Origin of the sequence: Chryseobacterium sp. MP_3.2, from assembly GCF_035984805.1 — a bacterium.
Lineage (GTDB): Bacteria > Bacteroidota > Bacteroidia > Flavobacteriales > Weeksellaceae > Kaistella.
In genome coordinates, this window is the sequence record NZ_JAXCHW010000001.1 from 624943 (window position 1) to 645730 (window position 20788).

The 20788-nt window shown below is 35.1% G+C and carries 22 protein-coding genes; 12 read left to right on the top strand and 10 right to left on the bottom strand.

Features of this window, described 5'->3' with window-relative positions; translation table 11 throughout:
- Positions 1 to 156: 156 nt before the first annotated feature.
- Together RCH13_RS03060 and ggt are read right to left on the bottom strand one after the other, a co-directional pair.
- Positions 157 to 759: a Crp/Fnr family transcriptional regulator gene (locus tag RCH13_RS03060; protein ID WP_326985737.1), complete on the bottom strand. Its 603-nt coding sequence runs from the start codon at positions 757 to 759 to the stop codon at positions 157 to 159.
- Positions 760 to 766: 7 nt separating this feature from the next.
- Positions 767 to 2452: a gamma-glutamyltransferase gene (gene ggt, locus RCH13_RS03065; RefSeq protein WP_326985738.1), complete on the bottom strand. Its 1686-nt coding sequence runs from the start codon at positions 2450 to 2452 to the stop codon at positions 767 to 769.
- A gap of 371 nt (positions 2453 to 2823) precedes the next feature.
- On the opposite strand from ggt, the gene RCH13_RS03070 reads away from it, so the two are divergent.
- From RCH13_RS03070 to RCH13_RS03100, 7 genes are all read left to right on the top strand, one after another.
- On the top strand, positions 2824 to 3276 hold the full coding sequence (locus RCH13_RS03070; RefSeq protein WP_326985739.1) for a hypothetical protein: 453 nt from the start codon (positions 2824 to 2826) through the stop codon (positions 3274 to 3276).
- A 269-nt stretch (positions 3277 to 3545) separates the two neighbouring features.
- Positions 3546 to 4511 (top strand): NAD-dependent epimerase/dehydratase family protein, encoded by a 966-nt coding sequence (locus tag RCH13_RS03075; RefSeq protein ID WP_326985740.1) that lies wholly within the window; start codon positions 3546 to 3548, stop codon positions 4509 to 4511.
- Positions 4512 to 4517: 6 nt separating this feature from the next.
- On the top strand, positions 4518 to 5270 hold the full coding sequence (locus RCH13_RS03080) for a polysaccharide deacetylase family protein (protein WP_326985741.1): 753 nt from the start codon (positions 4518 to 4520) through the stop codon (positions 5268 to 5270).
- A gap of 344 nt (positions 5271 to 5614) precedes the next feature.
- Positions 5615 to 5956: a 30S ribosomal protein S6 gene (rpsF, locus tag RCH13_RS03085; RefSeq protein ID WP_326985742.1), complete on the top strand. Its 342-nt coding sequence runs from the start codon at positions 5615 to 5617 to the stop codon at positions 5954 to 5956.
- A 27-nt stretch (positions 5957 to 5983) separates the two neighbouring features.
- The gene (rpsR, locus tag RCH13_RS03090) at positions 5984 to 6286 is read left to right on the top strand and encodes a 30S ribosomal protein S18 (RefSeq protein ID WP_326985743.1); all 303 of its coding nucleotides are present in this window, start codon (positions 5984 to 5986) and stop codon (positions 6284 to 6286) included.
- A 135-nt stretch (positions 6287 to 6421) separates the two neighbouring features.
- Positions 6422 to 6940, top strand: a complete 519-nt coding sequence (gene rplI / locus RCH13_RS03095) for a 50S ribosomal protein L9 (protein WP_326985744.1) — start codon at positions 6422 to 6424, stop codon at positions 6938 to 6940.
- Positions 6941 to 7041: 101 nt separating this feature from the next.
- A complete protein-coding gene (locus RCH13_RS03100; protein ID WP_326985745.1) occupies positions 7042 to 8421 on the top strand; it encodes a chloride channel protein in 1380 nt (459 codons plus the stop codon).
- 41 nt (positions 8422 to 8462) lie between these two features.
- Here RCH13_RS03100 and RCH13_RS03105 read toward each other — a convergent pair whose 3' ends face one another.
- Complete coding sequence (locus RCH13_RS03105) at positions 8463 to 9983, bottom strand: FMN-binding glutamate synthase family protein (RefSeq protein ID WP_326985746.1); 1521 nt, start codon at positions 9981 to 9983, stop codon at positions 8463 to 8465.
- Between the two features lie 423 nt (positions 9984 to 10406).
- Here RCH13_RS03105 and RCH13_RS03110 point away from each other — a divergent pair, with 423 nt between their 5' ends.
- Genes RCH13_RS03110 through RCH13_RS03120 form a run of 3 tightly spaced genes read left to right on the top strand, consistent with a single transcriptional unit; the run spans position 10407 to position 12386 of the window.
- A complete protein-coding gene (locus RCH13_RS03110; RefSeq protein ID WP_326985747.1) occupies positions 10407 to 11090 on the top strand; it encodes a DUF4197 family protein in 684 nt (227 codons plus the stop codon).
- Between the two features lie 51 nt (positions 11091 to 11141).
- Positions 11142 to 11450 (top strand): DUF493 domain-containing protein, encoded by a 309-nt coding sequence (locus RCH13_RS03115; protein ID WP_326985748.1) that lies wholly within the window; start codon positions 11142 to 11144, stop codon positions 11448 to 11450.
- Positions 11451 to 11492: 42 nt separating this feature from the next.
- Positions 11493 to 12386, top strand: coding sequence for a TIGR01777 family oxidoreductase (locus tag RCH13_RS03120; protein ID WP_326985749.1), 894 nt, complete (start codon positions 11493 to 11495; stop codon positions 12384 to 12386).
- On the opposite strand, the gene RCH13_RS03125 is transcribed toward RCH13_RS03120, so the two are convergent.
- From RCH13_RS03125 to RCH13_RS03140, 4 genes are all read right to left on the bottom strand, one after another.
- On the bottom strand, positions 12387 to 12734 hold the full coding sequence (locus RCH13_RS03125) for an ArsC/Spx/MgsR family protein (RefSeq protein WP_326985750.1): 348 nt from the start codon (positions 12732 to 12734) through the stop codon (positions 12387 to 12389).
- A gap of 68 nt (positions 12735 to 12802) precedes the next feature.
- Positions 12803 to 13417, bottom strand: coding sequence for a deoxynucleoside kinase (locus tag RCH13_RS03130; protein ID WP_326985751.1), 615 nt, complete (start codon positions 13415 to 13417; stop codon positions 12803 to 12805).
- A gap of 87 nt (positions 13418 to 13504) precedes the next feature.
- Positions 13505 to 14239, bottom strand: coding sequence for a hypothetical protein (locus tag RCH13_RS03135; RefSeq protein WP_326985752.1), 735 nt, complete (start codon positions 14237 to 14239; stop codon positions 13505 to 13507).
- Positions 14240 to 14283: 44 nt separating this feature from the next.
- On the bottom strand, positions 14284 to 15306 hold the full coding sequence (locus RCH13_RS03140) for a glutaminyl-peptide cyclotransferase (RefSeq protein ID WP_326985753.1): 1023 nt from the start codon (positions 15304 to 15306) through the stop codon (positions 14284 to 14286).
- Positions 15307 to 15423: 117 nt separating this feature from the next.
- On the opposite strand from RCH13_RS03140, the gene RCH13_RS03145 reads away from it, so the two are divergent.
- Positions 15424 to 17037: a M1 family metallopeptidase gene (locus RCH13_RS03145; RefSeq protein WP_326985754.1), complete on the top strand. Its 1614-nt coding sequence runs from the start codon at positions 15424 to 15426 to the stop codon at positions 17035 to 17037.
- A gap of 160 nt (positions 17038 to 17197) precedes the next feature.
- Here the strand turns inward: RCH13_RS03145 and RCH13_RS03150 are convergent, their stop codons facing one another.
- From RCH13_RS03150 to dacB, 3 genes are all read right to left on the bottom strand, one after another.
- Entirely contained in the window at positions 17198 to 17377 is a 180-nt protein-coding gene (locus tag RCH13_RS03150) for a hypothetical protein (RefSeq protein ID WP_326985755.1), read from the bottom strand.
- A gap of 232 nt (positions 17378 to 17609) precedes the next feature.
- Complete coding sequence (locus tag RCH13_RS03155) at positions 17610 to 18770, bottom strand: sensor histidine kinase (protein WP_326985756.1); 1161 nt, start codon at positions 18768 to 18770, stop codon at positions 17610 to 17612.
- A gap of 18 nt (positions 18771 to 18788) precedes the next feature.
- Positions 18789 to 20162 carry a D-alanyl-D-alanine carboxypeptidase/D-alanyl-D-alanine endopeptidase gene (gene dacB, locus RCH13_RS03160; RefSeq protein ID WP_326985757.1) on the bottom strand — a complete coding sequence of 458 codons (1374 nt, stop codon included), beginning with the start codon at positions 20160 to 20162 and terminating at the stop codon, positions 18789 to 18791.
- A 167-nt stretch (positions 20163 to 20329) separates the two neighbouring features.
- On the opposite strand from dacB, the gene RCH13_RS03165 reads away from it, so the two are divergent.
- Positions 20330 to 20767, top strand: coding sequence for a hypothetical protein (locus RCH13_RS03165; protein ID WP_326985758.1), 438 nt, complete (start codon positions 20330 to 20332; stop codon positions 20765 to 20767).
- Positions 20768 to 20788 lie beyond the last annotated feature (21 nt).

Consider the following 20788-nt stretch of genomic DNA (forward strand, 5'->3'; position numbering starts at 1 on the left):
GTTGTATTTTTTACTATTTTAAATAAAAGAGTAAAATTCAATCGATACAACAAAGGCAAGAAATTTTTAATGATTAATCATCATTATTTCATCTCGTGTTTAGAATCACCACAAATATATTACGGAGTTTGCTAATTCTTCTTAACCTATGTTAAGTTAATTAATTTTTATTCTTTCTTTTCGAATTCTAGATAAATGCACCGCAGAAATATTAAACCAGGAAGCGAGATGTTTAAAAGGTACCACCTCTAAAAATCTGGGATAATCACTTTCTATGAAATCGTAGTTTTCGCCTGCATTATTAAAGATGATCGTATTTCGGAATTTTAATAGATTTACGTAATGTTCTTCCATGATGAGAAGTCCAAATATAGCCCAATCATGATATTGCGCGTATAGCATCATCAAATCTTCCTTATTAATTGCATAAACAATTGAATCTTCGTAGCAATAAATATGGCATCTACTCACGGTTTGTGAACTAAAACTTTCATATTCTGTGACCAAAATACTTTCTGCTTCTAGCCAAATCGTTCGATCTTCCCCTTCTTTATCCATAAAATAGCATCGGGTGATAGAATTCTCTACCACAAAAATTTTTCTGCAGGTTTCACCTGCTCGCAAAATAAAATCACCACTTTTACAGCTAAACACTTCGAATTTCTCCAACCCTTTTTCTAAAATTTCTAAATCGAAATCTGGCTTATAGGATAGTACCTTTTGTCGAATGAAATTTTTTATTTCTTTATTATTTACCATATTTATATTATTCTACCGCTACAGAATCATCTCCACGTCCATCTGCAACTGCAATTGCATTTCCGTTTTCATCTACTAAAATTAATTCCGTTCTTCCAATCTGGGTAACTCTTTCAATTTTGTAATTCATTTTCTGCAGATCTGAAATAGTAGTTTCGGGGAAGTTTTTCTCCACCATTACACTTTCCGGCAACCATTGATGATGGAATTTCGGTAAGTTCACCGCCATATTTGGACTTAATTTAAAATCCAAAATATTTACAATTGCTTGATAAACCGAAGTTGGAATAGTTGTACCCCCTGGAGTTCCTACGATAAGAAAGGGTTTATTATTTTTCATCACAATGGTAGGCGTCATAGAACTCAACATTCTTTTTCCTGGTTTAATGGAATTTGCATCACCACCTACCGCACCAAACATATTAGGAACACCAGGTTTGATAGAAAAATCATCCATTTCATTATTCAACAAAAATCCACCGTCCGTAACCACCACTTTACTTCCATACAAACCATTTAATGTGGTTGTTACCGCCACTGCATTTCCCTCCTTATCAATAATTGAAATATGCGTAGTTTCAGTTGATTCTTTCGGCTGTGGTATGATTTTCCCAACTTCAGAACTTGGTGTTGCTTTCAAATTGTTATAAGATTTCCAGCGATTTTTAAGATAATCTTCAGAAATGAGCATTTGCGTTTTATCGTTGATGAAATCTGGATCGCCCATATATTCTGCGCGATCTGCAAAGGAGCGACGTTCTGCTTCTACCATGACCTGAACTGCCCCAGTTGAATTCTGTTGGTATTTTTCTATTTTTTCAAAAGCGCTCATTTGTAACATTTGTGCCAATAAAATTCCACCGCTAGAAGGCAAAGGCATCGCTACAATTTCATTTCCTTTATAATTGAATGTTAATGGTTTTCTTTCTACTACTTTATAATTTTTCAAATCGTTTAATGTTATGATTCCATTTCCACGCTTCATTTCATTCACGATTAATTGAGCAATTTTTCCTTCATAAAAACCTTTTGCACCGTTTTTTTGAATTACTTTTAAAGTTTCTGCAAGATCTTTTTGGATCAACAGATCACCTTGTTTCCACGGCGTGCTTCTTTGAAAAACAGTTCTGGTTTTATTATGATTGCTAAAATTCTGCATTTGACTATTCAATAAATTGGCTTCCCTTTGAGTAATGCTAAAACCTTTTTCTGCCAGATCAATGGCCGGCTGAATCAATTTTTCCATTGGGAGTTTTGCATATTTTAAGGTCGCAAAAAAACCTGCTATTGAGCCCGGAACACCCACTGCTAATCTTCCATTTTGGGAAAGATCAGTATTAGGATTTCCTTTTTGATCCAGGTACATATCTTTTGATGATTTTTCTGGTGCCGTTTCCCGAAAATCAATGGTGAATTTCTCTCCGTTATTTTTCACCCCAACTAAAAAACCACCGCCTGCAATATTTCCTGCCTGTGGATAAACAACGGCCAATGCATATTGTGTAGCAATAACTGCATCATAAGCGTTTCCACCCATTTTCATAAATTTTGCACCGGCTTCACTTGCCAGTGGATGTGCTGAAACAACCAGTCCTTTCTTCTGCGCGTGAATTTCCTTCACAATATTAATGTCGGTAAATTGTGCAAAGGTGAAATTATACAGCACGATCAGGAGGACAAAATACTTTTTCATAAGAGGATTATTTGACTCAAAAGTAAGAAAAAGTGTGTGAACTTCTGATGCTTTAAAATCTAACGGATCAATTTTCTCCAACACCTACTACAAAACCTTTATTTGACGCAGCTGGTGCAACTGCGGCTGCATTTTTCGCAAATGCTGTTGATACCCAGACAAAAGGAATTGAAGGCGTTATTTCTCAAAAACTCGTTTATTCTAAGTTTAAATTAAGTAACGATCTGGCGATTACCGTTTCTAATACAGAAAGAGTTGGCGATATTCACTCTTCCGAAACTTTAAAAAATTCTGGACAAGAATCCAGATATTTCTCGGAAGCAAGCCGTGTTTACTTACAGGAATCAGTTCCCCGATTTAAAGCTTCCTTAATGAATACGCTGGAATTTAGCAAATTAAGTTTCCTTTTGAAGAATGTTTATTTCGGCAAAGTTACCGATCCTAATACGGTAGATGTTAATGGAAATGGACAAATTGATGCCATCGTTGTTAATGGACAGGCAATAGAAAACGAACATCCGATTTGGGCTGGAAAGCTAATTACAGATTTATCTATAGCCTATAAATTTACGAAGCAATTTAGTTTAACGGTAGGTTCAAATAATTTACTGGATGTTTATCCGGATGAAAACTATGGACCAGTTTCCGCAAAAAGACCTTTAGCAGGTACAGGAGGAGTAGATGCCAATGGAAATGTTGTTTACAAAGCTGTTGCAGAGAATGTAGATTTATCGAACGCCAATCAGTTTGTTTATTCCAGAAATACATCCCAGTTTGGAATGAACGGCAGATTTTTATTTGTTAGAGCAAATTTGAGTTTCTAAAATTAATTTCCTTTAAATTTTTTCAAGTGCTGTAATTATTTTACAGCATTTTTCTATTCTATAGGTTTTCAGAAAACATTTCCGATTGTTAGATGATCTGCAAGGCAACTTTAATTAAGTTCATTTTTTCACCAGCCAAAAGCGTTCTGGAAAAATAGCGCGAATAGAAGGTCTGGTCTTTTAAGACGACAATCAAAAAATTATTTAATAAATAGTACTTTCTTTTCAACTCCTATTTTTCTAAATTTGTAAAATTCTAAAATTTAAACATGGAATCCCAAACGGAAAAAATTCTTATCACAGGTGCTCTTGGACAAATCGGTACCGAACTCACCAATAAATTAGTGGCACTGCACGGTGCAGAAAATGTAGTTGCCTCTGGCTTAGACCGATGGGACAAAAGCTTGACTTCCGCAGGATTTTATGAGAGAATGGATGTTTCTAATACGCAGCTAATGCGTCAAGTTATTAAAGATTATGAAATTACCACTGTATATCACTTAGCCTCCCTTCTTTCCGGAACCTCGGAAAAACAACCACTTTTTGCGTGGAAGCTTAACTTGGAGCCTTTGATTAACCTTTGTGAAATGGCAAAAGAAGGTTTAATCAGTAAAATATTTTGGCCCAGTTCCATTGCAGTTTTTGGGAAAGGAATTCCGAAGGAAAATGTAGGTCAGGATGTAGTTCTGAATCCGACAACGGTTTATGGAATTTCTAAAATGGCTGGAGAAAAGTGGTGCGAATATTATTTTGACAAATACGGTGTAGATGTGCGGAGCATCAGATATCCTGGTTTAATTTCTTGGAAAACTCCCGCCGGTGGTGGAACCACTGATTATGCGGTAGAAATTTTTTATGAGGCCGTAACTGAAGGCAAATACACCAGCTTTATTTCAGAAAATACCGCGATGCCAATGCTTTATATGGATGATGCGATCAACGCGACATTAAAATTAATGGACGCACCAAAAGAAAATCTGAGCGTGCATTCCGCTTACAATTTGGGTGGACTTTCTTTTACCCCAAAACAGTTAGCCGCAGAAATTCAGAAAGAGATGCCTGATTTTACCATTGATTATAAAACTGATTTCCGTCAAGAAATTGCAGATTCGTGGCCGTCTTCCATAGATGATTCTATCGCAAAAAAAGATTGGAATCTCACGTATGATTTTGATATTTCTGATTTAACGAAAGATATGCTCAAAAATCTTAAAGTGAAATTAGCTGCTAAATAATTACCTATGATCTTACTGACTTTCAACATTCTTAATAGCAAAAGTAATTTTAGAGGAAACTATCAATTAAAGGAAGAAGAAATTCAGCTGATCACAGAGAAAAACACTTTGGCTATCCTGCGTACACTGGAACAACATCAAATTCTTGCAACATTTTTCTTAGAAATCTCCCTCGTTTCAAAATTGCAAAACGTGGTTAAAAAAATAGTGGAAAAAGGACACGAAATTTCTTTCTATAATGAAAACTCCAGTTGGACTGATATTGAGGCCGCAAAAAATGAAGTCGAGCTTTTAATTGAGAAAAGAATTCGAGGAATTAGGCAGAAAGAACTTGTAATTCCGGTTGCGGAGCTGAAAAAGTTAGAATTCAGCTACATCTCTAACATTGAAAACGCAGATATTCTATTTCCCCTAAAGCGGCTAAAAAGAGGCACAGAAATTAAAGTGGAAAGTGGAATGAATTTGATTCCAGAAAGTATTTCACCATATTCTCAACTTCCATATAATGATTTTGTTTTCCAAATGTTGCCTACACAACTGTACAAAAATATGGTGCTAGAAACCATTAAGAAAGAAGATTTCGTACTCATCTATTTAGATTCTTGGCAATTCACTGATTTTGAAAAGTATTTATTTGGGATTCCCTTCTACAGAAAATACAATGCTGGTAAAAAAATGGAAGACAAATTGGAGTCTTTTCTTACGTGGATGAATGAGGAAGAATTAGCATTCTCTAGAATGAAAGATTTTGTCTTCTAAAAAAATCATAAGCGATATAACGATCTACCCACGCATGAGTAGAAATATTTTTCTTTTCGACCCCTTTTTGAAAAATCCGTTTTTTGGAAATTCTCAGATTGTCTAAAAAGTTTCTGAAAATGCCATTTCTGCCCTTGTTCCCCACACAACCATCGACGTAATTCGTTTAAGGACAAATAAGGTTTTTTGCCTTGATCAACACACGGTGGAATAGAATCGTTAAATTATTAAGAAAGGTCTGGAGCAACGTAGCCTTTTATTATTTATTACACTGAAATATTGGTACTTTGGAAAATAAAACTTATTTTTGCACCTCGAAATAATTAACAATTTAATTAACATTTATGAACAATTACGAAACTGTTTTCATTTTAACTCCCGTTCTATCTGACGCACAGGTGGAGGAAGCAGTAAAAAAGTTTGAAGATTTATTGAAATCTAACAATTGCGAAATCGTTGCCAAAGAAAATTGGGGACTAAAAAAATTAGCGTATCCTATTCAATTAAAAAAGAATGGATTCTACACTTTGATCGAATTCAAAGCGGAAGGTACTGTAGTGGCAGATTTAGAATTGGCTTACAAGCGTGACGAAAGAGTAATCCGTTACCTTACTACAAAACTAGACAAGCATGCTATGGATTATGCAGTTACTAGAAGAACAAAAGTAAAAACTGCGAAAGTTTAATTTTAACCTCACAAAAAAAGAAAAGACATGGCAATAGATGATATGGCTAAACAAGCCTCTGCAGGAGGTGAATCGGAAGTAAAATTTCTTACTCCCCTAGACATCAATACAAAAACAGACAAAAAATACTGTAGATTCAAAAAATACGGAATCAAGCATGTAGATTACAAGGATGAAAAATTCCTTTCTCAGTTTGTAAACGAACAAGGTAAAATTTTACCAAGAAGATACACCGGTACTTCTTTAAAATACCAAAGAAAAGTTTCTGCGGCCATCAAAAGATCAAGACACCTTGCAATGATGCCTTACGTAACGGATCTTTATAAATAAAAATGCGTTAAGCAATAAGCTTGGTGCCGCATGCATTTCGCTAAAATAGTTGCTGAATAAAATTAATTCTAACGATTTTTAGAGTCAGAGAAATTTAATTAATTCCTGCTCTAAGATTAAAAACGGACAACAACAATGGATATTATCTTAAAACAAGACGTTGAAAACTTAGGACTAGAGTTCGACACCATCAATGTAAAGCCAGGTTATGCAAGAAATTTCTTGCTGCCTAAAGGTTTAGCTTTATTGGCTACTCCAAAAAACAAAGCAGCTCTAGAAGCAACTTTGGAATCAAGAAAAGAAGAAGAAGCAAAATTAATTGCAGCAGCTACTGCAATTGTAGAAAAATTGAAAAAAACAAATATTACCATTGCAACAAAAGTTGGTTCAGGTGACAAATTATTTGGATCTATCAATAATGCTAACCTTTCTGAAGAATTGTCTAAAGCAGGAGTTTCTGTAGATAAAAAATACATCAAAATCCCTGGAAACACAATCAAAAGAACTGGTAAAGTAACTGCTAACATCAGATTACACAGAAATGTGGAACATGAGTATGAGTTTGAAGTTATTTCTGATGCTCCAGTAGAAGTGGCTCCAAAGCCAGCTCCAGCTCCTAAAAAAGTAGAAGAAACTCCAGCTGAAGAAGCTTAAGATCTTTTAAAATATTTAAAATCCGATAAAATTATTTATCGGATTTTTTTTTCTTAAATTTCCTGAACGGTTATTTCACCCTTCAAGAATAAATTTGTTTAATGGTAAGAATTTTCTTCTACTTTAAAAGAAGTCTCAAAAAAGCCTTTGACAATCTGCGTAATGAACGTTTGAAAAACAATCTTTTACAAGCGATTCCTTTTTGGATTGCCTCACTGATTACGGGTTTTTTTGCGGTGATATACGCTCAGCTTTTTACGTGGGGAGAAAATCTCATGAACCTCATTTTTGATTGGCATGCGTGGCTTATTTTCATTATTGCCCCAACGGGTTTCGTATTATCTTGGTGGCTTGTAAAAACCTTTGCACCTTATGCAAAAGGAAGTGGAATTCCACAAGTGATGGCGGCTGTAGAATTGGCAAATCCAAAAGATCATCATAAAATCCGACATCTGTTAAGTTTAAAAATTATCGTCTTCAAAATTTTATCCAGTTTAGCTTTGGTAATTGGTGGTGGTGCCGTGGGTAGAGAAGGTCCAACCATTCAAATTGCCGGCTCTGTTTTTCGGAAAGTAAACGAGTATCTTCCGCATTGGTGGCCAAAAATCTCAAAGAAGAATATGATTATGACTGGTGCTGCAGCGGGTCTTGCAGCAGCTTTTAACACACCGCTGGGCGGAATTGTTTTTGCGGTAGAAGAATTGTCAAAAACACACATCAATTACTTTAAAACAGCTTTGTTCACGGCCGTGATTATTGCGGGACTTACATCGCAAACTTTAGCAGGATCTTATCTCTATTTAGGTTATCCAAAAACGCATGACGTTTCTTTAATGCTTATGTTTCCGGTGATCTTCGTGTCTGCGGTTGCGGGTATTTTAGGAAGTCAACTATCAGTTGTAATGCTCAAAGTCAATAAATGGAAAAAAAGATTAAAAACAGACCGATCCAATATAATTTTTCTGGTAATTTCTGCCTTGGTTATCGCGTCTCTCGCCTACTTTGTAAATAGAGAAATCTTAGGTTCCGGGAAAGAGATTATGGAGCGAACTCTTTTCACCGCCGATAAACATGAAGCTTGGTATGTGCCATTATTTAGAATGTTGGGACCTGCTTTGGCTTTTACATCTGGTGGAGCAGGCGGGATTTTTGCGCCGGCTTTGTCTGCAGGAGCCAGTATTGGCTCTGTACTATCTGGAGTTATTCACTTAGATCCACAAGAAACCAATGTGATCATCCTAGCGGGCATGGTTGCATTTCTTACTGGTATTACCCGAGCACCTTTTACCTCTGCAATTATTGTTTTGGAAATGACAGACAGACATTCACTCATTTTTCATTTGATGCTTGCCGGAATGGTTTCCTCCATTATCTCTCTTATGGTCAGTAAACATTCCCTTTACGATTCTTTGAAAAATAGTTATCTCGAAGAACTAAAAGATGAGAGAGCACCTACACCAATTGAAAAAGCCCCAAAATAAGCAAATTATAAGGGGGCTTTAATTTTTATTGAAGCTGAAATTTAATATTTCATGGCGTTTTCTTTTACATTCCCTAAAATATCTGGGAAATAGATATCAGAAAGTTGTTCAAATTCATCGCCCCGCATGAACATGGTGGCATCAACTTCATCGTAAGAAGTTCGACCAGCTGCACCAATTAGTTCGTTACAGGTGTGAAGTGTGTTTTTGTGGAAGTGATATACTCGCTCACTTTTATCGGTAACATCAAGACCTTTAATGAGCATTTTATCCTGAGTTGCAACTCCAGTCGGGCAATTGTTGGTATTACATCTTAGAGCCTGAATACATCCTAAAGCGAACATAAAGCCTCTTGCATTATTACACATATCTGCACCCATGGAAATTGCGCGAAGAATATCCAATGAAGTTAAAACTTTTCCACTGGCTATAATTTTCGTTTTGTCTCGAAGATTAAAGTTGTTTAAGGTTCTATTCACAAAAATTAAGGCAGGTTCCAAAGGCATTCCTACTCCATCTGAAAATTCTGGTGGTGCCGCTCCTGTTCCTCCTTCTGCGCCATCAACGGTAATAAAATCAGGGTAAATCTTCATTACATTCATTTGCACACAAATATCTTCAAACTCTTTAGTATCGCCAATGCATAACTTAAATCCTACTGGTTTACCGTCTGACAATTCTCGCAATTGCTGCACAAATTTCAATAATCCCTGAGCATCTGAAAAGGTAGAATGAGAAGGCGGAGAAATGATGGTAATTCCGGGTCTTACGTGACGAATCGCAGCAATTTCTAAGGTATTTTTTGCACCAGGCAAAACTCCCCCATGGCCTGGTTTTGCCCCTTGTGAAATTTTTATCTCGATTAATTTCACAGTTGGTAGCGCGACATTTTTCTTAAAAATTTCTGGCGAGAACTGACCGTCTTCATCTCTACAGCCGAAATATCCAGTTCCAATTTGCCAACACAGATCCCCACCCTCTAAATGATAAGGAGAAATTCCACCTTCTCCAGTATTGTGGAAAAATCCGCCTTTTTTTGCGCCTCTGTTCAAAGACATTTGAGCACGATCACTTAAAGATCCAAAACTCATTGCGGAAATATTAAACAAAGAAGCGTCGTATTTTTGGGTACATTGTTCGCCTCCAATCCAAACTCTAGGCAATTCTTCTGCGGGAGATTTTGCATAGATGGAGTGTTTAATACCTTCATATTTGCGGGTATTAATTTCCAGCTGTGTCCCAAAAGGTACCGTATCACTTAAATTTTTTGCACGTCTGTACACGGCAGAACGCTGATTCCGGGGAAATGGTTTTCCGTCTGTTTCACGTTCAATAAAATACTGCTGCATTTCTGGAGAAATTCCTTCGAAAAAATATCGGAAATAACCTAAAACAGGAAAATTACGTAGAATGGCATGTTTGGTTTGAAAACAATTGTAAATCCCTAATGCATAAATTGCGGTGAGCAAAATTGGAATCCAGTAATAGGATTTTGTGAGCAGCGAAAGTGCCCAAACTACAACTACAATAACAATTCCCCACCTGATGAATTTGTCTCTCATTACAGAACTTTTTAAATTTAATACAAACTTAACAATTATAACCCGAGTAAAAAACCAAAAACGAGACATAAAACGCACCCTATCACTTTGTTTCTTACTTATTTAACTCTTAAAAATTTTATCTTTTATATTTACTTTAGATTTAATTAAAGCATGATTTGAAAACTGATTCCTTTACCATTAAATCATAAGGAATTGTCAAGTATTTTTCACTTTAAAGTCGAAAAAATGATTTATAGTTTTATCCATTTTTTTACAACATTTTAAGCAAATTTTTTTCTTTTTGACTTTGAACAAATTTCTCCTAAAGTCCAAATGTAGAGAAACGCATTTGTTCTGCTTTTTACCACAGCAAATTGCTAAACAAAACACTCTAATTATGGCTTGATATTTGAGACTTGACATTTCATTAAATAAAACATCATGCAAAAAAATACAATTTTAGTAGCAACAATGGCTATTGCTACATTAGGAACAGGAGCACAATCTTGTCTCGCAATTGCGACATCAAGTGTAGGATTAGCGGTACTAAAACAAGTTTTACTTGGCGGAATTACAAAAGGTTTAGGAATTTTCAGTAACAAAGACAGCTTTTTGAGCAATCAACTGATTGAAGCCGCTATGCCTTCTCAACTTCGAGAAGTGAATAATACGCTGCAAAAAATTGGATTAGGAAATTTGGTAGCGAAGGAAAAAGAATATATTGCTCAAGCAGCAACCTTCACGGTAGATATTTCGAGACCAATCCTTACGAATGCTGTTAATAGTTTAACGGCCGCAGACGCTGCAAGAATTATACAAGGTGGAAGCGGTGCTGCAACACAGATTTTAAAAGAAAAAACTTCTCAGCAATTAATGTTGGCCATCGCACCCAAAGTTGATGCTAAACTGAATGAATTTGGCATTATAAAAAGTTTAAATTCTGCACTTGCGGGAAGTAATTTATTAGGATCAATTTTTGGCGGGCAAAATAATAATCTTTCTGCAACAACAGGAATTAGTAACTTTGCCTCTGAGCAGATGGTGAATGGTTTATTTAATATTATTCAAAACCACGAAAAACAAAATTCAGCAACGCTTTTAAATTCTTTAAGCGAGTTTAAATAATAGTTTTAGACTTAATCATTAGGAAATTCTTACCTTAAAAATTAGTGTTACATGTTAAATATCATCGACAGCGAAGAAAATAGAAATGAAGAAGATTTTTACTCCTCCCTACAAGAGAAGTTAGAGGCCGTACATGATTTTCCGCAAGATTATTTATTCAAATTTATAGTGAATAATGAACACACCAAGCATACCGAAATCTATCGCGTATTCGATGGAATCAAATTTACTTTGTCCACAAAGGAAAGCAAACAGGGAAAATATATTTCTTTAAATATTAGTGCTTTTGTTCTAGACGCAGCGCAAGTTATTTCCATCTATAAGGAAGTAGGGAAAATTGAAGGGGTAATGATGCTTTAAACTTAGAAACTAAATAAATTCAAATAACTTTTACGATAATCTATGAATATTTTAATTACGGGCGGAAGCGGTTTAATTGGTCAACATTTGGTTGAAAAATTAAAAGAAAAAAATCATGAAGTAAGAATTTTATCCCGAAGTAAAAGTTCAGAACTTCAAGAATTTTATTGGAATATCAAAGATCGATTTATTGATGATCGTGCATTTGAAAATTTAGATGCCATCATTCATCTTGCCGGGGCGTCCGTGAGCCAAAGATGGACGGAGGATTATAAGGTAGAAATGACGGAGAGCAGAATAGAGACTGCCAATTTACTCTTGGAATATTGCCAGAAAAAGGAGCTGCATTTAAAAGCATTTGTATCTGCTTCTGGTATTAATTATTACGGAACGTTTACCTCTGATCAGATTCTGGATGAAAATTCTGGAATTCAACATGAAGATTTTTTAGCTCATTTATCTCAAAAATGGGAGGCAGCTGCTGAGCAATTTTCCGTGGTTGCAGACCGAGTTGTTTGTTTAAGGACTTCACTGGTTTTAGCAAAAGAAGGTGGTGCTTTTCCACAATTAAAGCAAATTACCGACCTCAATATTGGATCTGCAATTGGATCTGGTGAACAATGGATGAATTGGATTCATATTGACGATATGGTTGACATGTATATTTTCGCCATTGAAAACGAAAAAGTGAATGGTAGTTTTAATGCATTGGCTGATGAAGTACCAAACAATAAAACATTCATGAAAACCCTTTCAAAAGTGAAAGGAAAGTTTTTCTTGCCACTTGCGGTCCCAGAATTTGTAATGAAAAGTATTTTTGGCGAGATGAGTACCATTCTTTTAACAGGAACAAGAGCCTCTAATAAAAAAATAAAATCTCTAGGATTTGATTTTAAATATAATTCCGTTAAGGAAGCTTTTCAGTCTCTGCTTTAACTAATTTTCAATAAAAAATTTAACATTTTCTATGGGTCTGCCGATCATTGCAATTGGTCCTTTGATTAATATAGGTCTTTCAATCAGAGAGGGATTTTCTAGCAGGACTTTTAACCATCCTTCTTCTGATAACGTCTGATTTGCAAATTTTTCTTTAAAGAGCTGATCCCCTTTTCGGATCAATTCTTCAGCAGATCTACCCAATTTCTTGAGTACTGTTTTCAGTTCAATTTCAGACAGCGGATTTACTATAAAATCTATAATTTCAAACTGTACGTTGTTTTCATCTAAATGTTCCAAAATCGCTCTGGACTTGGAGCATGCATTATTAAAAAGAATTTTTACCATGACGAACTGAATTAAAAAATTAAAATGTTTCTGTGCATCGTAAACTTTCAGTATTATAAATATAAATGCTAAAAAAGTCCGTGCAATTCCGTTTCAATACGTTCTAGAATTAACCCAAAATCTTCAGGTCTTTCTACGAAATCTAGGTCATCAACTTCGATAATGAGAAGTTTGCCTTCTTTGTACTCAGAAATCCATTTTTCATATTTCTGATTGAGTTTAGAGAGATATTCTATGCTGATTGTAGCTTCATACTCCCGCCCGCGTTTGTAAATTTTCTTTACCAAATTGGGAACGTCGGATTTTAAATAGATGAGCAAATCCGGTGCCGAAACAAAGCTCTTCATCAGCTCAAATACCGCCGTGTAATTCGCGAAATCTCTATCGGTAAGCAATTGCATGTCATTTAAGTTTTCTGCGAAAATGTGCGCATCTTCATAAATAGTACGATCCTGAATAATGTTTTTTCCGCCTTCTCTAATCTCTTTAACCTGCCGAAATCTGCTCCCCAAAAAATAAATTTGAAGCGCAAAACTCCACTTGCTCATATCTCCGTAAAAATCCTCCAAATAAGGATTATGATCTACATCTTCAAACTGAGCATCCCAACTGTAATGTTTAGATAGCATGGTGGTTAAGGTAGTTTTTCCGGCTCCAATATTTCCTGTTACGGCAATGTGCATGTCTTGATTTACTTAAGGTTAATGATTGTGAGAACTAGTCCCAAAAAAAGTAATAAACGAAAATTTTCGGGTACTTCCCGCTCTGATTTAGGGTTGGTAAAGATAAAGTTTGTTGGCCTTGATACCAAAATAAGAATTAGAGTTTTTATCCACAATTTCTAAATTTTCATCTTTAAAAATGAGAGAAATTTCAGTGTTTTCAAATTTATGGATGGTGTTTTTTCCGATGATGAAAATTTTTCCATTTTCGCGGCGAAGTCTTTTTCCCTCCGAGATTGGAGATTGAAAAAGGTTATTGGCTTGAAAATCATACACTTTAAAATCATCATTGGAAAGGACAAAAAGTTTATTTTCAAAAACAATGAAATCTAAAATTTTTTCAAAATCCATATCGTACGGATAAGAATTAAGAATTTGATCCTCCCGAAATTTGAACTGAATAAGCCTTTTTGTGCTTTCTTCTAAAAGCCAAATCTGCTGCAAATCTTCTGCATATACCCTTTTCACAAATCCGAATTTCTGCCGAAAATTTACAGTCTGTATTTCCGCTAAATTCTGATCAAAATATTTTACTTCTTGTGCATTTTCTGAAAAGGAGGGAATATTAAGTAAATTTTGAACAGACTGCACTTTAAAGGGCAACGTTAGCATGAGAGTACCGATCTGCTTTCCTAGAGAATCTAATTTTGTGAAACTAAAATCTTTGCTTTTGTACACGTAAATATTTCCGTAATCATCTGCGAAAAAATCTTTCGTATCATTTAATTGCAAGGAATCAAATGGCAAATTTCTTTGCGCAGAAACTGAACAAAATAGCAGCACAAATAAGATTTGAAAAAATTTCATACCGTTCGTAATCCTAATTTTTATTTTATCATCACTTCATAAATAGTAGGCCAATTTTTTCCCGTAATTAACATATTCTCCCCTTTAAATGCGATACCATTCAAAACATCATCATTGCCGGTTGTATGTTTTTTAGCGATTTCTGCGAAGTCAAATTTCCCCACCACTTCGCCATTTGCTGGATTGATTTTTACAATAATTGGTTTTTGCCAAACATTAGCATAGATAAAACCCTTATGGTATTCTAGCTCATTCAACTGATCATAGGCTTCCGTATTTCCTGCTACAGAGATATACCTTACGATTTTTGACGGATTGTTGATGTCCAAAAAGTAAATATTTTTAGTTCCGTCAGAAAGAATTAAGTTTTTTTGATCATTGGTTAAACCCCAACCTTCCCCAATTACATTTGGATAGACGAACTCAGTGATCAAACTTAAGTCGCTCTTGTTATAGATGAATCCTTTCTTATTTTGCCACGTCAACTGATAAATTTTATCGCCGATAATGGTGCAACCTTCTGAAAAAATGTCTCCCGCTTGTAGCGTTTCTGCAAGAGGTGTGGTAGAACCTAAAGTATATTTTATAATGCGGGATTCCCCAGTTTGACCGTCTGATTCATAAATGGTGTTTCCTTCCAGCTCAAATCCCTGCACAAAATTATTGGGGTCATGTGGATATTCTTTAACGATTTCGTAGCTTAATTTGGCTTCCGGATTCTTCGCAAAAACATTGATGGTGGCATCTTGATTTAAAATTTCTCCGCCTTTTTTCTTAATGACAAAGGTAACTGCGTTATCTCCTAGCGTAAAGAAATTAGGATCTACAGTTAGACTATTTGTTTCCTTATCACCAAAACTTATCGTGATACTTTCTGCATTTTCTACTACTTCTTTGGGTAAATTCAATGGATCACCGAAATGGTACCCTTTGGATTCCATAGAAATATTGTAGTCATTAAGGCTATTTAAAATTTCTTTATCCTTACTACAAGAAACGAATAGCGTGAAGGATAAAATAGCGAGGAGCGTTCTGATTTTCATTAAAAAATATTTTTTCAAAAATACAGAATTTTGATGAGATGAAGGGGAGTCTCTGAAGAATCAGAAATGATCTTACCATAATTTATAATTATATTTGCTCACCTTATTCTCCCAATTATGAAAAACGTATTTTTTCTGTTTGTACTTTTATCTGGTTTTATTTCTGCCCAAAACTTCTCGAAAGAAGATTCCTTAAAAGGATCTAACACAAAGTTTAGAAATTTTTGGGATGTAAAGAAGTATGAAATCACCGTAGAACCTGATTTCGAGAAGAAATCAATAAATGGAACCAATAAAATTACTTTTGAAATAACGGCTGACATTTCCAATCCTGTCTTCCAAATTGATTTGCAGCAACCGATGAATTATAAAATCATCGATTCTGATGAAAAATTATGTTCCTCTAAAAGAGAAGGTGATTTCATATTTATAGAGACCAAAAAAAATTATAAGAAAGGAGAAACGCATTCATTTACGATCCAATATTTTGGTAATCCTACTATTGCGAAAAATGCGCCGTGGGATGGTGGTTGGGTTTTTACAAAAGATAAAAAAGGAAACCCCTGGATTTCTGCGGCTCAAGAAGGAATTGGAACTTCTGTTTGGTTGCCGACAAAAGATTTGTGGAGTGATGAACCCGATAATGGAATCATCATGAAAATAATCACCCCAAAAGATATGGTGGGTGTAGGAAACGGAAGATTGATTGCGAAAACAACTGAAAATAATAAAAATACTTTTACCTGGGAAGTCACCAATCCCATCAACGCCTACTCCATTATTCCTAACGTGGGGAAATACGTTAACTACAAAGAAACGTATGCAGGAGAAAAAGGAACTTTAGATTTAGATTATTGGGTTTTGGATTATAATCTAGAAAAAGCAAAAAAACAATTTACTCAGGTTAAACCCATGATGAAAGCTTTCGAGTATTGGTTTGGTCCTTACCCTTTTTACGAAGATTCTTTTAAATTGGTAGAGAGTCCGTACTTAGGAATGGAGCATCAGAGTTCCGTTGCGTATGGAAACAACTTTGAAAATGGCTATTTAGGACGAGATTTATCCGGAACGGGTGTTGGTTTAAACTGGGATTTTATTCTTGTTCATGAAAGCGGACATGAATGGTTTGCGAACAATATTACAGCGAAAGATCAGGCGGATTTGTGGATTCACGAAAGTTTTACCAATTATTCCGAAACGCTTTTCACAGAAAACTTCATGAATAAAAATGCGGCAGAACAATATATCATTGGGATTAGAAAAAGTATTAGAAATGATGCGCCAATCATCGGGCAATATGGAGTAAGAAATGAAGGCAGCGGTGATATGTACAACAAAGGCGGGAATATGATTCACACCATTCGTCAAATTATTAATGATGATGAGAAATTTCGGGAAATTTTAAGAGGATTGAATAAAGATTTCTACCATCAAACCGTAACCTCAAAACAAGTGGAAGATTATATTTCTCAGAAATCCGGGATTGATTTATCGAGTGTTTTTAATCAATATCTAAGAAATACAGCGATTCCAATATTTGAATATTCTCAAACTGGAAATTTATTGAAATACCGTTATACAAATGGCGTTGATGATTTAAAATTACCCATTCGAGTTAATGGAAATCAGGAAATTTCGCCACGTGAAAATTGGGAAACTGCGCAATTAAAAGATGCAAATCCAGTTACGCTAGATGAAAATTACTACCTCATCTATAAAAAAGTTCGATAATCAAACCCTTCTTTTGGACCTAAGTAGAATGCCGCTTAAAGGTAAGCGGCATTTTTTTATCTAAAAAAAGCTATCTGCAATTTAAAACATCGAAATCAGTACTCTTTGATTTCCCGTATTTGCGGGACCCGCCAAGTTATCAGAAGGAGTATATGAGATTTTAGCTAAAGTTTCTGGAAAGAAGGTTTTCACTATCATTTCCTTGTAACCACGAGGTTTGTAAAAAACTCAAATCTTTTCGGAGGAAATCGCCATGTCCAGTAAGAAGTTTCTGATATCTTTGGATCTTGCTACAATCCGCAATATTGATCGTAATCGCTTCCGTTGTGCTACTATTCATTGCCTTTTGACCAACTTAGCTCGATATTTTGTCTGTGACTTTATCTTTTAGAAAATGAATAAGTTGAACATTGCAAAAGGTTAAAACGAGCAATAAAATAAGTGAACATAATTTTTAAGGGGTTTTGGCTTTAGTTTTATTCGTACTAAATTTTACCTAATATTTGCAGAACCGCTAAAAAAATCGCACTGTATTTGACCCCAATAACAGTTTTACAAAATTTTAAAATTCCTTAAGAATTTTTCATCATGATTCGGAAAGTACTGCCTTTACCCACATCTGTCTGTGCAATTTTAATGTCACCGTTGTGGTATTCTTTAATCACACGTTTTGCTAATGAAAGGCCTAATCCCCATCCTCTTTTTTTGGTAGAATATCCAGGTTTGAATGCATTTCTCGCCTGATAATTTGTTAATCCAGCACCCGTATCTTTAAAATCAATGATGGTAAATTTATTTTTTTCATACAACTCTACTTCTAACCGTCCTTCTCCTTTCATAGCATCCACCGCGTTTTTAACAATGTTTTCCATGACCCAGCTCACCAGAATTCTGTTATGCGGAACTAAAATTTGTTCTGAAGGCTGAATTAATCGGAAGATGACTTTTTTAGAAATTCGCGACTTTAAATAATCGAAGTTTTGCTGTAAAGTTTCATTAATATTTAAATCATTCAGCTCTGGTACCGACCCAATTTTAGAAAAACGTTCCGAAATTGTTTTCAGTCGATTAATGTCATTCTCAATTTCTTTTACGCCTTCACTATTCTCGTTTTCCATGCGAAGAATCTCAATCCAGCCAATCATTGAAGAAAGCGGTGTCCCAATCTGATGCGCAGTTTCTTTCGCTAAGCCTGCCCACACATAACCTTCATCAGTTTTTTTAATGGTCCGCAGAAACCAAAATGAAAAGAAAATATACGCCAGAATTAATGATCCTAAGATATAGGGAGAATAGCGCAAATTATTAAGTAAATCAGAATTGGTGTAGAAAACATATTGATTATTTCCCTCTGGCATTTGCAGTTCTATAGGTTTATAAGAACTTTCCATTTTCCGAAGCAACGCAAGCATTTTTTTGTCATCATTCAACACATCATCGGGAATATTTTTTTGCAGGCCGATTGGTTTCTTGTATTTATCAGTTACAATTACGGGAATCGTATTATTGGTTTTACTAATCTGTAGCAGTAAATCCAGAATAATTGGATCTTCAATAATCTCCTCTTGTTGATATTTCAGCGCAGTCGCGAAAAGCTCAATTCTTTTGATTTCTTCTTTCCTTAAATAATCGATCAAAACAATAGAAGCAACCACCACTCCAGATACAGCTAGGGTGAGTAAAATGTAAATTACCAAATTATTAATTTTGGAGAGGAAGGATCTGCGTTTCATCGGTGTAAATTACAGAAATTATTTCAGCACATTTAAAACTTTATACAGGGCTTCACTCACATTTCCACCTTGATAGTTGTTTATAATAATGGCTACTGCATACTTTTTACCATCTTTCGCAGTGTGGTATCCTGCAAAAGATTTGGTATCTTTCATGGTGCCACTTTTTAGTTTCATCCCATTTCCTTGTGTGGGAAAACCCTCGTAAAATTCATTAAACCAAGGTTGTTTTTTACTCCAAACTAAAGATTGAACTTCTGCCCTTGCAGAAACATAATTCTGAGGAGAAAGTCCACTTCCATCTGCGAAGTTGATCATGGCAGAATTGATCCCTTTTGTTTGCCAAAATTCTTTTAAATAAGAAATTCCCGCCTCAAAACTGCCTTCGTTTTTCTTTTCTTTTCCAAGAGTTTTAATTAAAGTTTCTCCATAAAAATTCACACTTTTTCTCATAAACCAAAATATGATTTTATCCAAAGTGGGGGATTTATATTCCAACATCAAATTGTTGGCAGATGGACCTGAAATTTTTTGCCCTTTAATTTCTATCATCGAATACGTTTGTATTTTACCTTGAAAATCAATACCAGATTCTTTTATCCAACTTTTCACTTCTGTACCAAATGTGAGCGGTGGATTAGGAGTTGCACCAGATACCGTGAGACTTTTGTTAGGTAGCGTTCCAGAAATGTATGCAACCTCGGAATAGGGTGCGGTGTAAATGAGGCTTTGATCAGAATTTCCGCCTGTTTTTACATTGTTCACCCAATTTACTCCAGGCAAATCAATATTTAAACTTTTCATTTCTTTACCATTCATATTGATATCAAACTGATTTTCTCGCCAGTTTAAGCCCCAAACTCCAGCACCATAATAATTGCCCATGTCATTCCAAGGCCAACCTCCCGGCGTGGTTTGAAAATCGAAATAAGAATCGTCAATGATTAAATCGCCAGAAATTTTTGTAATATTTTTAGATTTTAAAGCTGCGATTAACTTTTGCTTGAATTGATCAGGTTTATATCCGTCATAGCGCCAACTTCCCAAGGTTGGGTCACCATTACTTTTCACATATAAATTTCCATTTAAAACTCCTGCAGAAATAGATCCTGATGAGTGAACAGCAGTAGTATATTGATAATTTTTACCCAAGGTTTCTAGAGCTGCCGCGGCAGTAAAGATCTTTTGCGTAGATGCCGTAGAAAGACCTTGATTTCCATTTAATGCATAAATAAAATTACCACTTTCATCAGAAACGTACATGGATAAGTTGGCTGCGTATGCAGGTGCAGTTGCCAAGAGTGATTTTGTAGCGTCCCCTAATTTTTGTGCCACATTTTGGGCAAATAAAATTTGGGAAGAGAGTAAGATAAATGCGATAAGTCTAAACATCGAATATTTTAATTTCAAATATAACGAAATATAATTTTTATAGCTTTTTATTTACTTTAAAGATTTTAACAAAACGTTTCATTATACGTTAAAAAACACCCAAAAATTTGGAAATTTCATAAAATTTTAGTAAACTTTGTGGAGGAAATTTATAAAAACGAATAAAAATGGCTTCAATTATTACTGGCTTGTTTCGTAGCCAAAATCAGTCTGCGGATATTTCTAAAGACATCGAAAATGCAGGATTCCACGATTCTAATTACATAATGTACCTGCATAAAAGACCAATCTCAAAAGAAGTTAAAACCTCCATCTGGCGTTCATTTTTTAATGATAAAACCCAGTTAGAAGATGACAGTTTAGTCATCAGTGTGAAGGTAAAAACCGAAGAAGAGCAGGAGAAAATTTCTAAAATTTTTCAAAATAATCATGTAGTCCATCAAAATTATTTTGAAAATGTGAAATTTAAAAATGCTAAATCCTTGGCATTCTTAAAGAAGTTGGCTTCCATACGAGCAAAAGCAGCCGTTTACTCCAGTCCTGAAATTAGACACAGATCTTCAGCAGTTGGAATGTCCTCCGAAGTTTCATTTGGAAAAGGCTAAAGTCCAAAAAGTAATACAGTG